This window comes from Desulfosarcina widdelii (assembly GCF_009688965.1).
GTDB lineage: Bacteria > Desulfobacterota > Desulfobacteria > Desulfobacterales > Desulfosarcinaceae > Desulfosarcina > Desulfosarcina widdelii.
This window is the reverse complement of record NZ_AP021875.1, coordinates 4,983,561-4,997,240: the sequence shown is the minus strand read 5'-3', so window position 1 is coordinate 4,997,240 and position 13,680 is coordinate 4,983,561. Positions and strand designations below refer to the sequence as shown.

Below are 13,680 nucleotides of genomic sequence, written 5' to 3'. Positions count from 1 at the left end.
TTTTAAGTAAGAATAATCGATATCTGTGGACTATTTTATTTATCCAGCTTCTCTTTCCATTCCCTGCCTTAGATCGTAAAGCAGGTCGACAATCATATCCGCTTCATCTGCTGTCAGGTCCATGCCGTATTTGTGCATGACGTTGACCACAAGGTGCCAGTCATCGCGCGTACGACCCGGTTTTTCGGGGTCGGCGACCGAGTCGTGGCAGCCAAGGCATTTTTTTGCATAAAGGGCGAACGCCGCCTTATGGGCAACGGACTTGTTTTTTGCCATGCTCTGATTCGCCATGATGCAAAGTCCCCCCAGCAAAAAAAGCGCACAAATAAAAAAGGTAGATACCCGCCACCAACCCACATGCCTTTTCTTCATAAAGCCCTCCTCTTTTCTTTTCCCTGTTTGGGCTGCAAGGAATCTTACGTGGGAACCCGCTTGCAGCTTTTTAAGACGAAATGTTCGGGGGTGAAAAATGGTGTGAAATTTAATGATAGCCCTATTCGACAGGACCAATGGGGCAAAATGCATTCCAATTTATATGAATTTTATATTTTTTTTAATTATTCTAATATAATAAAGCTAATTTATTATTTGACAGATATTTGCCTTCTGTGATTATTAAGGCGAAAGTAGAACAAAATGCAGCCATTTTATGTGCGGTGGGTACCAATTTGCACCTGTCTGCAAACCATCAGCGGAAAGGACGCAACAGTATGTTCGAGTTGGACAAACCCTTTCCCAGATTGTATCGAAGCATTCTGGATTCCATTGCCGATGGTGTCTATACGGTTGATTTGAACTGGCGAGTGACGTCTTTCAACAAAGCAGCCGAAAGGATCACAGGGATCAGCAATGAAGAGGCGATCGGGCGCAAATGTTTCGAGGTGCTGCGAAGCAGCATGTGCGAAGATCAATGCACCCTGAAACAGGTCATGGAAGACCGAAAAACCGTTCCTAACCGTCCAATTTACATTATCCGTGCAGACCAGAAACAAATTCCCATTAACATGACGACCGGCATTTTAAGAAATGCGGAAAACAGGATCATCGGCGGTGTGATGTCCTTCCGAGATTTATCCGACATCAATACACTCCATAAAGAACTCCAAAAGCAGCATACATTTGAAGACATCATTAGTAAAAACAAGCAAATGCAGAAAATTTTCGCCATTCTCCCCCAGATCGCCCAGAGCAGGAGCACGGTCTTGATCGAGGGAGAAAGCGGCACCGGAAAAGAGCTTGTTGCACGGGCGATTCATAATAGCAGCTTCCAGGCAAAAGGCCCTTTTGTGGCTGTGAACTGCAGTGCATTGCCGGACAACCTGTTTGAGTCCGAATTGTTCGGATATAAGGTCGGTGCCTTTACGGACGCGAAAAAAGACAAGCCCGGTCGCTTCGACCAGGCTCATAAGGGAACGATTTTATTGGATGAAATCGGCGACATCTCTTTGGCTGTTCAGGCCAAATTGCTTCGTGTACTGGAACAAAAAGTATACGAACCCCTGGGTTCTGTCGAACCGGTTCGCACCAATGCCAGGGTTATTGCCGCCACTCACCACAACCTGTATCAAATGGTACAAAATGGGAACTTCCGGGAAGATCTGTATTATCGCATCAACATTGTCCGGCTGGTGCTGCCACCGCTACGGAACCGCAAAGAAGATATCCCATCACTGATCGATCATTTCATTGAGCGCTTCAATGTTCTCAATGGGAAAGAGATCTTGGGCGTATCACAGGAGGCATTGGCCTTGCTGATGTTATACGATTGGCAGGGAAATGTGAGAGAGCTCGAAAATGCCATCGAGCATGCTTTTGTCATGTGCCGTGAAAAGCTCATCCGCCGAGAGCACTTGCCAGAAAGGTTTTTGCCTTTAGACAAAAAAATTAAAGACCCTCCAAGTCGGGTGCTTAAGGATATCGAAAAAGAAGCCATCACCCAAGCATTGGAGCGAAACCAATGGAACAAAAGCAAAACAGCCAGAGAACTCGGCATTCATAAAAATACATTGCGACGCAAAATAATCCGTTTTAACGTTTCGTAAAATAGAAATCACCTGATCGGCGACACAAAACCGCATACACCATTTTTATCGGCAATCGTTTCTATCGTTTACGCCATTGCCGTTCCGGCTCCCAAAACATGCGTAAACCCCTTCTCGGAAGCCATCAGATCCAGATGCAGGGAAACCACCTGCTCCAGGGGAGGGTAAAAAACGCGCGCCAGTTTGCGGGTATCCACGACTTTCAGATAATGCCGGCATTCATTGCACAGGTACACGCGGTACTCGGGTTCATTCTCGCTGTACAGGTATTCCAGGGAGGCGCTGTCCCGGTTGCCGCAAAACAGACAAACCATGCGCTCGATCGACCAGCGATGACCGCACAGGCTGCAGTGGACCCATAGCCGGCCGTCGGCATCCAGCTCACCGATGATCGGAGCACTGCCGCAAATCGGGCAGTTCCCATGACCGTCGGCATTCTCTTCCAAAAACGCCGCCAGTTGCCGGGAGCCGGACTCGATGCTGGGCTTTATAGAGAGGTAGAGCAGCAGGGAGAGCATGTCCGCCGGGACATTGCTTTTTCCGGCCATGGCATCCAGGCGGCCCTTGTTGTCCAGCACATCATGAAATAGATCCTCCAATGATTCTCGCTCTGCCATGGCCAGGGCCAGTTCCTTGCCGGCCCCCGACAGTTTCTCGCCCGATACTGCGGCAATGCTGCAGATATCCGCCAACAGTTTTTCGGCTGCGGGAAGGTCAATCGTGAAGTCCGCCGGGGCAATCAGTGAAAACCCTTCCTTGATTTTTATCTTCAGGATGGACTCATCCACTGCAATGGCGGCAGGAGAAACGTGCGCACCCGCTTTGATCTGTGCAATGAAAACCGGACCGTAAAAACCCAGTATGGAAGCATAGGCAGGGCGTTTGGCCGTCATTTGGGCCACGGCTTTTTCTACGGCAGATTCATCCCACAATGGCGTATGGGTCATTGGAGGGTTCCTTTCTATGTTATTCCGCGGTGAAGTGCTTTATTAATTCACGGAAATATAACAAAGAAAGGAGAGGCCCCACAAGTGAAGAACCTCTCCTTCCCTTCTTTTTCCTTCTTGGCGTTGAAGCTATGCCAACTGGCGTATCGCCCGGCCAAACGGCCGCATCATTTTTTTCAGGGCCATCTGGCGCGTAAACCCGTGGACGCCGGCGGCGGCCATCAGATTCCGATGATAATCGGACGGGGCTGCCGTGATCAGGTAAATCACGTTGACATCGTCCGAATCCACCAGTTGGGCCTTGGAATACTTTTTTCTAACCTGCGCCAACCGCTGGTCGGCCAGGGAAAGCATATCCTCCCGCTCACCGAAATTCATGGCACCGGTCGGGCAGGTCTGCACGCAGGCCGGCAAAAGGCCGTTGGTCACCCGGTCGTTGCACATGTCGCACTTGGCCAGGGTGCCGTCGGCGGCCTTGCGCGGAATATTGTATGGACAGGACTCGATGATCTCGTTCGCATCCAGATTTTTGGTATTGGCCGTAAAAATCACCGCGCCGGTTTTCTCATCCTTGTAAATGGCCTGTGGGTCGTCCGCGGTTTCCAGGCACGGGGGTTCGATGCAGTGCCTGCACTGTTCGGGCAGAAAAAGCCATCGCAGCTTGCCGTCGATCACCTCTTCCTTCATGCGGACCAGCTTGTAGGTCATAAAAGAGAGGTCCGGCGGGTTCTGGAAGGTGCCCCAGTTCTGGGTCTTTTCGGCGGGCAGGTCATGCCACTGCTTGCAGGCCACCTGACAGGCCCGGCATGCGGTGCACCGTTCAGTGTCAATGAAAAATGAGTAGCTCATGCCGATTCCCTCCTTTTAGGCTTTGACCACATTGACCATGAAGGCCTTGGTTTCCGGAATACGGGTGTTGGCATCCCCGGCCGACGGGGTCAGCAGGTTGGCGCTCTCCTCCTTACCGCTGGCTGGCCAGCGCCATCCGTAATGCCAGGGGACGCCCACCTGGTGGATTGTCAGCCCGCCGATGATAAACGGCTTGAAGCGTTTGGTGACGATGGCGCTGCACTCCACCTGACCGCGAGCCGATTTTACAAGGACCCGTTCGCCGCCGCGGATGCCCTTGAGCCTGGCCAGCTCTTCGCTCATCTCCACGAACATCTGAGGCTGCAGTTCCATGAGCCATTCCTGGGGACGTGTCATCAGACCCGTCTGCCAGTGTTCCGACACCCGGTAGGTGGTCCCCACATAGGGAAAGCGCGGATCGCAGGTGAAATGGGTATCGGCCTCGGAAGAATAGACCGCCGCGGTTGGATTGACCATCTGGGAGCTGAAGTAATTTTTCTCGATGGGGCATTCCAGGGGTTCGTAATGCTCTGGGAAGGGGCCGTCATTCAGCCCCGGTCCGAAGATCTGGGCATGGCCGTGCTTGCGCATGATAAAGGGGTACTTGGTGTCTTTGCGCCAGGAGCCGTCCGGATTCTGCATCGGATACCAGCCGCCGTCGGGCACGTCCCCCAGCCATTTGCGTGAAACGTACTTGCCGCCCTGCTCTTCTCCCTTGAAGTAGATCACCCAGTCCTTGCGGTCCCAGGGAATGCCCTTGGCATCCACCGAAGCCCGGTTGTAGATGATGCGCCGGTTGACCGGCCAGCACCAGGCGAATTCGGGATACAGGCCGATCTTGTTGACCGCGTCCTCTTGGCCGCGGCGGGCGGCCATGTTGCCTTTTTCGGTGTAGCTGTTGCAGTACAGCCAGTTGCCCGAAGAGGTGGACCCGTCGTCCTGGAGAAAAGCGAAGCTGGGCACCAGGGTGCCCTTTTTGTAGATTTTGTCCTTGATGGTGACATCCTGGACAAAATAGCCGTTGATCTCCTTGGCCACCTTGTGGGGATCGTAGGCGCCTTCGGTGGCATAATCCCATTTAAGATTGAGAATCGGCTCGGGAAAAACTCCGCCGGACTTGTACACCTCCTTGATTTTCTCTCCGAGTTCCAGGATGATGTCTCCGTCCGGCCGGCTGTTGCCCAGTGGCTTGGGGCCCTGGTAGCGCCACTGCATCCAGCGGCCGCTGTTGGTAATCGACCCTTCCTTCTCCACGGAGACACAGGCCGGAAGCATGAACACTTCGGTTTTGACGGCGCCCGGATCCATTCCCGGCCCCCGCCAGAACGAACCGGTCTCGTTGTCGAAAAGGTTGACGTTGACCATCCAGTCCAGGTTGGCCATGGCCTCGCGGGTCTTGTTGGAGTTGGCCCCGCTGCAGGCCGGGTTCTGGCCCCAGGCGAAAAAACCCTTGATCTTCTCTTTGTACATGGCGTCGAACAGATCGAACCAGGAGTAGGCCACTCCGTCGTCCACTTTGGGCAGCCACGAATAGCCGAATTCGTTGGCCGATCCGGCCGCCTTGCCAAAGTAGGATTTCAGCAGGGAAACACTGTACTTGGGATAGTTCTGCCACCAGTTGGCAGACAGGGGGTCCTTGCTGATCGGCGTCCACTTTTCGTTATAGGCCGCCAGCGTGGTGTTGGAAGCCCTGGCGGTCTTCAGATAGCCGGGCCAGATATGCCACAGCAGGCAGTGATCCGTGGAGCCCTGGACGTTGGATTCGCCGCGCAGGGCGTTGACGCCACCGCCGGCCACGCCCATGTTGCCCAGCAGCAGCTGGATCATGGCCATGGTGCGGATGTTCTGGGTGCCGACGGTGTGCTGGGTCCAACCCATGGCGTACATGATGGTTCCGGCCTGGCCCCGTTTTCCGGTGGCGCTATAGGTGCTGTACACCTTCTTCAGGTCGGCTTCGGAGGTTCCCGTCACCATCGATACGGTTTTCAGATCGTAGCGGCTGAAATGCTTTTTCAGCAGTTGAAAAACGCTGCGTCTGTGCTTCAGCGAGCGGTCCATCTTGGGTACGCCGTTGCTGTCCATCTCGAAGGCCCACTGGCTTTTGTCATACTTCCCCATGGCCGGGCCTTTGGGCGTTTTCTCGTAGCCCGAGAAAAGGCCGTCCTTGAAACCGTATTTCTTGCCGACGATAAACGGCGCATTGGTGTAAAGGGAGACATACTCCTGGTTGTAGAGATCGTTGTCCAGGATGTATTTGATCATGCCTCCGAGAAAGGCGATATCGGTCCCCGAGCGCAACGCGGTATAGATGTCCGCCTTGGCGGAGGTCCTTGTGAAGCGGGGATCCACATTGATGAGGGTGGCCCCCTTTTCCATGGCCTCGGTAACATACTTGAACGAGACCGGGTGGTTTTCGGCAGCGTTGCTCCCCATGATCAGGATGCAGTCGCTGTTCTTGAGATCGATCCAGTGGTTGGTCATCGCACCGCGTCCGAACGACTCTGCCAGAGCCGCAACTGTGGCGCTGTGTCAGATGCGTGCCTGATGTTCGATATACACCAGTCCCAGGGATCGCATGAGGGCCTGGTAGACCCAGCACTCTTCATTGTCCATGGCCGCGCTGCCCACCGAGGCGATGGCCGTGGTGCGGTTGACGACCTGGCCTTTGTCGTTTTTGAAGGTGAAATTTGCGTCGCGGGTCTCCTTGACGCGATGGGCGATTTTCTCCAGAGCCCATTCCCAGGATACCGACTGCCATTTATCCGAATAGGGTGCCCGGTACATGGGCTCGGTCAGCCGTTTTTCGTTCTCGGCCAGTTGCTTCAAGGACGCGCCCTTGGAGCACAGTGCCCCGCGGTTGATGACATGGCCGGGATCGCCTTCGATATTGATCACCCGTCCGTCGCCCCGTTTGCTGGTGTGCACGATGGCCCCGCAGCCCACCGCACAATAGCAGCAGATCGTGGTGGTTTCCTTGGCGTACTTGGTTTTCAGCATACCGGCATGGGCCCTGACCGGTTTCAGGTCGAAGCCCAGCCCGCCCACGGCCAGGCCGGCCGCACCGGCGCCGGTGATCTGGATAAACTGCCTGCGGTTGACATCCATAATCCTTCTCCTTTTCTGTAACCGGTTATAAAATCTTATGATTGGAAAGAATCCGCATGAAATGGATTGTTCGGGTCCCCACCCGGAGGTGCCGACTCAGCAGATGAAGACCCGAACACCCTGAAAATTGGAAACACGGCGGCCTTGAAAACTGGCCCCGCGTGGATAATGGTTACCATGGGCAGGGTTACAATGGGGATACAGTGGGAGTTACAGAAAAAGAATTGATGGGATTGAGAATTAAAAAATTTAGGAATTCATCTGTCCGACTTCAACCTGCAGCCTATTTTTTTATCATATCCTCATAAATCCGGGTCGTGGCGGGGTCGGGCATGGTGTCCAGTTCGACGGCGAGTTTGGCCGTCAAATCCCGATAGACTTTGACAACGGCACTATTCAGTCCCTGGCGCCGCAACAGCCGCATCAGCCGCTGGTGAAAGTGTTCGGCCAAGGGATCGGTCTGGATCGCCCTTCGGCAGCAGTTCACCGCCTGTTCAAGATCGTTTTTGCGCTCGAAAAGTATTGCCATTTCCATCAAAACCCCGAGGTACTGATCCCGCAACGCCGAGCGCTTCATTTCGGCCCAGCTCAAATAGGGCTCTTCGGGAAGAAAATCGCCGCCGTAAATTTCAATGGCCCGCTGGCAGGCCGACAGGCTCCGGCCGTCATCGTCTTCCTGTTTGACCTGGCGGACCTCGTCGCATGCGGCCAGAAAATCGTTAACGTCTACCCGGCAGCGCTCGCTGTCCAGGCTGACCCGATTATCTTTCAGGGAAATGCAGGACGCGCCCTTGCGGCCGTTCATATCGGGCTCCAGGATTTTGCGCAACCGGTGAAGGGTGACCTTGAAGCGCCCGAGGGCGGCATCGGTGCCGCTGTCCGGCCAGATAGCATCCATGAGGATATCTTTGGGAATCTCCCGGCAGCCGTTGACGACAATGGCCTTGAGCATCAGCTTCTGGCGATTTCCACCCCATTGACCATCGGAAATCACGTCATCGTTTTCGCGGCGAACTTCGAACCGGCCCAGGGTGTGGATGTGGATCTGCGCTCCGGCTGCCTCGACCGTATCCACCGTTTCTGCTGGCCGAGGCGGCGTTGTCTTTTCGGCGGGCAGGGTCTCCGTCAGCAAGCGGGCCATGCGGGCCAATTCCGGGCGTTCGTTCCCATGGGCCGGCGAACACGCGGCCAAAATGTCGGGGGCCGCCAGAATCGGCAGGGTCCGGTACCCCCGTGAGGCCGCCATGGTCAGGGCGGACTCCAGCAGACGGTCCGCTTCCGCCGTATTGCCCTGTGCCCGTTCAACCAGGGACAGGCCTAGACAGGCCTCGACCAGGGAGAGGTTGCTTGAAACACGACTGAATAATTCCCGGGCCGATTCCAGCGCCCTGCGCGCATCTGCCGGGTCGTCGAGATGATAGGCTGCCATGCCTTCGATCAGACGGCAGCGAAACAGATGGACGCTGTCCCCGAGACTTCGATCAATTTTTCGGGCCGCCTTTTGCGCCCATTTGTGAGCCAATTCAAATCGGCCCTGGTGGTAGGCGTTCAGGGACCGAAGGCGCTGGGCCAGTCCATGGTAAAAAGGATTGGCTGCCAGCGTAGCCACATCCTGGAGATGGCGGGTGGTCTGTGCCAGGTCATCGAAACGCCGTTGATGAATCTGAAGCTGGCCGGACAGATCCACGTGAATCGGATAAAGGAAGAGCAGGCCGAACGTGTCGATATCTTCTTGGTTGATGTCCAGCAGGCGCTGGGCACCGGCCAGATCCCCTTGGGACAAAGCCAGGTCCATATGCACAACATTTTTCAGGGCCCGATACTCCGGGTAGGCCGCCCCCACCAACCGGTCGATGGCGGCGAGTTCTTTTTCCGCGGCAGCGAACTCGCCGGTAAGTGCCAGACCGAAAACATGGATGATGGTGGCATTCACCGTCAGGGTGTCATCGCCGATGGTGTTGGCCAGCAGCAACGCGTTGCGGCAGGCGGACAGGCCCTTTTGAAGATCCCCGGCCACGGAAAGTGAGCCGAAGGCCACCTGCGTCCACAACACGGTTTTGGCGAAGGGGTAGTAACGGTTGCCGCTTACCGTTTCCAGCAGGGTCCAGGCCGCTTTCAGCCAGCGTTTCAGGTCGGCGGTCGGGTGGCCGAGAAAAACGGCAGCTTCGATTAGATAAGCCAGGGACAGAAGCTGCCCCCTGCGTTCCCCTTCTTCCTTGAAGCGATGGTAGGCGCTCGAAAAGGCGTCAATGTTTTTGCGCCCGCCGCTGATGCGCTGCCCCATGGCCTTGTAGAAAACCAGCCAGGTATCGTCATCAACCATGCGATCGGGCAGGATTTCAATCCACCCGGACAGGTCGGCAAAACGGCCCTGGGCCGACAGCCCCATGGCTATTTTTTTGATCCCCGCCGCCGCCTTGTCAAAAGCACCGGCTTTCAAAAAAAAGCGGATGGCCTCTTCGAAGTTGCCTTCATCCCAGGCCAGATTTGCCGCCCGGACCAAAAACGTCCGCTGGGTCTGGCTGTCTATGGTATGGTGGAATTTGTCGAGCAGAAAGTCGCGGAAAAGCTGGTTGTAGCGATATCCCCAGCCGGTTTTGGGATCATAAAGCTGTTGGATGAAAAGGTTTTGCCGCACCAGGCCGTTTAAAATAGCGGCCGCATCTTCCGCAGGTTGTTCCTGTAGACATCGAAGCGCGATGCGTGAATCGATGGTGTCGAAAATGGCCGAACGGATCAGAAACGCCCGGGTGGCCGCATTCAGCCCCGAAAAAACCGCTTCGGAAAAATAGTTCAGCCGTTCTCCCCGCAGGGCCTCGGGCAGGCCGTTTTCAATAAATGCCCCGCGCTGGTTTTCGGAAATGTGGCGCAAAGCCTCCCACACCAGCACCAGACCGCCGGCCCAACCATCCGTGAGCTGGCTGATTCTCGTCAGTTGGGAATCTTCCAGCCGCAGCCCATACAAATCAAGAAAGAAACGGTGGATCTCCTCGGGAGAAAAGGCCAGATCGTCGTTGGTCAGTTCGAAAAGTTCCCGGCGGATGCGCATGGATTCCAGCTTCAGCGGTAACGTTTCCCGCGACACCAGGATCAGGCAGCCGGGCGGGGCGACGGCATCGAGAACCCGTTCCACAATCGCCAAACTGTCCGCATTGCCGCCAAGCGCATCGATTCCGTCCATGACGACACGTACCGGTCCCCTGGCGGTTATTTCTTCCAGAAGTGCACCGGCCATTTCGGCAATCCTCCCGGATCCAGTTTTGGACCCGAAAGAGATAGCCGGATTTTTCAAAAAGGCCGAAACATCCGTTTCCGCCAGGGATGTTGCCAGGGCATGGGCCAGCAGACGAAAAAGATTCATCGGGTCCCGGTCCGAGGCATCAAGGTGCATCCAGGCGCAGGCGGGACCGGGCTGGCGGGCCAGTCCCGCGGCCAGAGTGGTTTTCCCCTGGGCGGCCTGGCCGGTAATCAGGATCACGCGGGCGCTGTTTGCCGCGGTTATGCGCTGGATCAGCCGCTGGCGAAAGATGGCCCTTGTCAGATCCGGCAGGGTGGTTTTGGCTGTGGTACGGACATCGACCATTTTGCCAACCCATCGATCATTGAGGTGTCAAAGGGAAACACCGGGCAACATAACAAAAGGATCGCACTTTCCTTAGAATATTATGTATACCACAGCAAGATGACCGTGCAAACGCAATGGCAAGGAAATCGTTGCAAATGTTCCGGTTTTAGGTATCATGATTCAAAGTGGTTGAAAGCAGCGATGAGCCTGACGGGGCCTGTATGGGAACAGGCCGTGGCCGTTCAAAAACGAGCAGGCGACACCATCCGTTCAAAATCCTAATGGGGAAAATGTCCCATGAACGCACGGCAAACGGTTCTGGTCATTGACGATGAAGCCGCTACGTTGACCATGTTCCGCCTGTTTCTCAATGCCTACGGATACGCCGTTCTCACCGCCGAAAACGGGGAAACCGGGCTCCAACTGGCGCGCGACCATCGGCCGGGAATCGTTTTCACCGACCTTAAAATGCCCGGGATGGATGGTTTCTCGGTGCTCAAAGAGATTAAAAAAGAGGCGCCGCAGACCGAAGTGATCGTGATTACCGGCCATGGCGACATGGACCATGTGGTCCAGGCCCTGAACCTGGAGGCCACCGATTTCATCAACAAACCCATCGGCCGCAATGCCCTGGACGCCGCCCTCAAAAGGGCCGAGGCCCGGCTGGCCAATGACAGGGCCGATAAAGCGCCTGTAGAAGCGGACCTATCGTCGGAGACGGGAACCATCTTCATCCGCGACACCCTTTCCGGCCGCCACAAAGAAACCCTCACAGCCTGCTTCGATCATGTATTGGGTTCGGAATGCAAAGCCGTGGAAATCCGTTTTGACCACCATTCGGCGGTGAATGGTACGGGTATCGCCATGCTCACCCGCCTGCTGTCGAACATCCGGTCCGCAGGAAAAGAGGTTCGCATCGCCGGGCTTTCGGAAAATTTTAGGACCATCTTTGACATGCTTGGAATTACGCGCATCGCTCCGTGCATCGATATCGCGACCGATGCCGATGTTTGCAACGATTGCTGATTCACGGGTTTTTAGACCGTGGTTTCGAAACAAAAGACCAAAATCCCCTTGCGAATTCGAAATGCAATCAGTATTAAGATCGACTTTTGCTAATATCCTGAACAACCTCAATCGAATGAAACCATTAACGCATCTGAGCATCCGCGTGGCTACGAGGAGGCATCATGGTTGATTCCCGCAAATGGGATTGGGAACCCGGGGAAAAAAAGATTCCTCTGGATTCCTGGAAAGAAAACTACCAATGGGTCGAGGAGCCCTACGTCAGCCCGGACGGCGAAAGGGTTGCCAATATCGTCAATCTGGACGAAGGCGAGTTCAATGTCTGCGTCAATGGCCAGCCCTGGGGAGAAACGGTATTCGATAAGATCTGGCACCTGCGCTTCTCGCCGGACGGACGCCTCGCCGCCATCGTTTCCGAAATGGGTGAGTGGACCATGGCCGTCGACGGCACGGCCTGGGAAAACAAGTTCGGCTACATCTGGGAGCCCCGGTTCAGCGCCGACGGCGCCCATATCGCCGCCGCCGTCCAGCAGGACATGCAGTACGCCATGGTTCTCGACGGGACGCCATGGGAACAGATGTACGCCAACATGACCTATTTCGCCCTCAGCCCGGACGGGAAGCACACCGCCGGCGCCGTTCAAGTGGAAGATGTGGATTCGGGCGAAATCCACAAGTTCCAGGAAGGCAGCTTTTCCGCCGCCCTGGACGGCCAGGCCTGGGACGCCCGCTTCGTCAACGTCTGGAATCTGGCCATCAGCCAGGACGGCCTTCATCTGGCCGCCGAGGTGCGGCTCAACCTGCAGGAGTACACCATTGCCGTGGACGGCATACCGTGGGAAACGTGCTACTCGACGGTCTGGGAGCCGGTGTTCAACCCGGTCAGCGGAGCTGTGGTGGCTCCGGTGCGGGAAAAAGGGCTGTGGACGCTGGCCGAAAACGGGAAACCGCTGTGGGACCGCTCTTTTGTCCAGGCCTGGCACCAGCAGTTCAGCCCCGATGCCAGCCGCTTGGCCGCAGTCGTAGCGCCTTCCTACGGACGCTGGACCGTGGCCGTGGACGGCGAGCCCTGGCCGGCCACCTTCACCAAACTGGTCACCGATGTCGTGTTCAGTCCCGACAACCGCCGCATCGCCGCCTTGGCCAAGGACGACGAAACTTTCCGAGTGGTGGTGGACGGCATCCCCTGGAAGGATACCTGGGACATGGCCTGGAAACCGGTATTCAGCCCTGACGGCCAAATGGTGGCGGCCAAGGTTGAAAAAGACGGCAAGTATACATACACGGTAAACGGCAGCGTCTGGTCAACCGCCTGCGACGGCGCATGGGAGCCGGTATTCAGCCCCGACGGGACCCATCTGATGCTGCGCACCATCGAAGGCAGCGATTACGTCCGGCGTATCGTGCCGGCTACGGATATCACCGGTTAGGAGATTGTCATGCATAGCTTCTACAACTTCGTGAGCGGTCCGCTGGCATGGGTGGCCTTCCTGCTCTTTTTCGGCGGCAGCATTTACCGAATCGTCAGCATGTTGAGGCTGGTGGCCCAAAAGGAAAGATTCATCTTCACCTACATGAGCTGGCGCTACAGCCTGCGCTCCATTTTCCACTGGATCATCCCCTTTGCAACGGTAAACTGGCGGCGCCAGCCCGTACTCACCGTGGTGACCTTTGCCTTCCACATCTGCCTGTTCGCCGTTCCCCTGTTTCTGCTCTCCCATGCGGTGCTCTGGGACGAAGCCTTCGGCATCAGCTGGTGGTCCCTTCCCGACGCCGTGGCCGATTGGATGACCGTGATCGTCATCCTGGGGGGCGTTTACTTTCTGATCCGGAGAATCACGCAGCCTGAAGTCAAATTTGTCACCACGGCATCGGATTACGTAATCCTGGCCATCGTGGCGGCCCCTTTCGTTACCGGATTCATCGCCTATCACCAGTGGTTCAATTATCCACTGATGATGGGTCTGCACGTTCTGGCCGGGGATATCATGCTGGCGGCCATTCCCTTCACCCGGCTCAGCCACATGCTCTTCTCGCCCTTTACCCGGGCGTACATGGGATCGGAGTTCGGGGGTGTGAGACACGCACGGGACTGGTAGCCGATTTACCCCTTTGAACCAGCGGTCAGCGTAAAAGGAGTTCTCGA

At 55.9% G+C, this 13,680-nt stretch carries 9 protein-coding genes; 4 read left to right on the top strand and 5 right to left on the bottom strand.

The window, feature by feature from the left end; genetic code table 11:
- Positions 1 to 39: 39 nt before the first annotated feature.
- Positions 40 to 372 carry a c-type cytochrome gene (locus GN111_RS22945; RefSeq protein WP_155305991.1) on the bottom strand — a complete coding sequence of 111 codons (333 nt, stop codon included), beginning with the start codon at positions 370 to 372 and terminating at the stop codon, positions 40 to 42.
- A 236-nt stretch (positions 373 to 608) separates the two neighbouring features.
- Here GN111_RS22945 and GN111_RS22940 point away from each other — a divergent pair, with 236 nt between their 5' ends.
- Positions 609 to 2,042 carry a sigma-54 interaction domain-containing protein gene (locus GN111_RS22940; RefSeq protein ID WP_331457730.1) on the top strand — a complete coding sequence of 478 codons (1,434 nt, stop codon included), beginning with the start codon at positions 609 to 611 and terminating at the stop codon, positions 2,040 to 2,042.
- Positions 2,043 to 2,110: 68 nt separating this feature from the next.
- On the opposite strand, the gene GN111_RS22935 is transcribed toward GN111_RS22940, so the two are convergent.
- From GN111_RS22935 to GN111_RS22920, 4 genes are all read right to left on the bottom strand, one after another.
- On the bottom strand, positions 2,111 to 2,989 hold the full coding sequence (locus GN111_RS22935) for a formate dehydrogenase accessory protein FdhE (protein ID WP_155305990.1): 879 nt from the start codon (positions 2,987 to 2,989) through the stop codon (positions 2,111 to 2,113).
- A 129-nt stretch (positions 2,990 to 3,118) separates the two neighbouring features.
- A complete protein-coding gene (locus GN111_RS22930; protein WP_155305989.1) occupies positions 3,119 to 3,838 on the bottom strand; it encodes a 4Fe-4S dicluster domain-containing protein in 720 nt (239 codons plus the stop codon).
- A 15-nt stretch (positions 3,839 to 3,853) separates the two neighbouring features.
- Positions 3,854 to 6,943, bottom strand: coding sequence for a formate dehydrogenase-N subunit alpha (gene fdnG / locus GN111_RS22925; RefSeq protein ID WP_155305988.1), 3,090 nt, complete (start codon positions 6,941 to 6,943; stop codon positions 3,854 to 3,856).
- A 283-nt stretch (positions 6,944 to 7,226) separates the two neighbouring features.
- Positions 7,227 to 10,526, bottom strand: coding sequence for an AfsR/SARP family transcriptional regulator (locus GN111_RS22920; protein WP_155305987.1), 3,300 nt, complete (start codon positions 10,524 to 10,526; stop codon positions 7,227 to 7,229).
- Positions 10,527 to 10,805: 279 nt separating this feature from the next.
- On the opposite strand from GN111_RS22920, the gene GN111_RS22915 reads away from it, so the two are divergent.
- The 3 genes from GN111_RS22915 to tmcC all read left to right on the top strand — a co-directional run bounded on the left by GN111_RS22915 (position 10,806) and on the right by tmcC (position 13,633).
- Positions 10,806 to 11,534: a response regulator gene (locus GN111_RS22915; protein WP_155305986.1), complete on the top strand. Its 729-nt coding sequence runs from the start codon at positions 10,806 to 10,808 to the stop codon at positions 11,532 to 11,534.
- Positions 11,535 to 11,698: 164 nt separating this feature from the next.
- Positions 11,699 to 12,964, top strand: coding sequence for an electron transfer complex subunit TmcD (tmcD, locus tag GN111_RS22910; protein WP_155305985.1), 1,266 nt, complete (start codon positions 11,699 to 11,701; stop codon positions 12,962 to 12,964).
- A gap of 9 nt (positions 12,965 to 12,973) precedes the next feature.
- On the top strand, positions 12,974 to 13,633 hold the full coding sequence (gene tmcC / locus GN111_RS22905; protein WP_155305984.1) for a TmcC family electron transfer complex membrane anchor subunit: 660 nt from the start codon (positions 12,974 to 12,976) through the stop codon (positions 13,631 to 13,633).
- Positions 13,634 to 13,680: the final 47 nt, after the last annotated feature.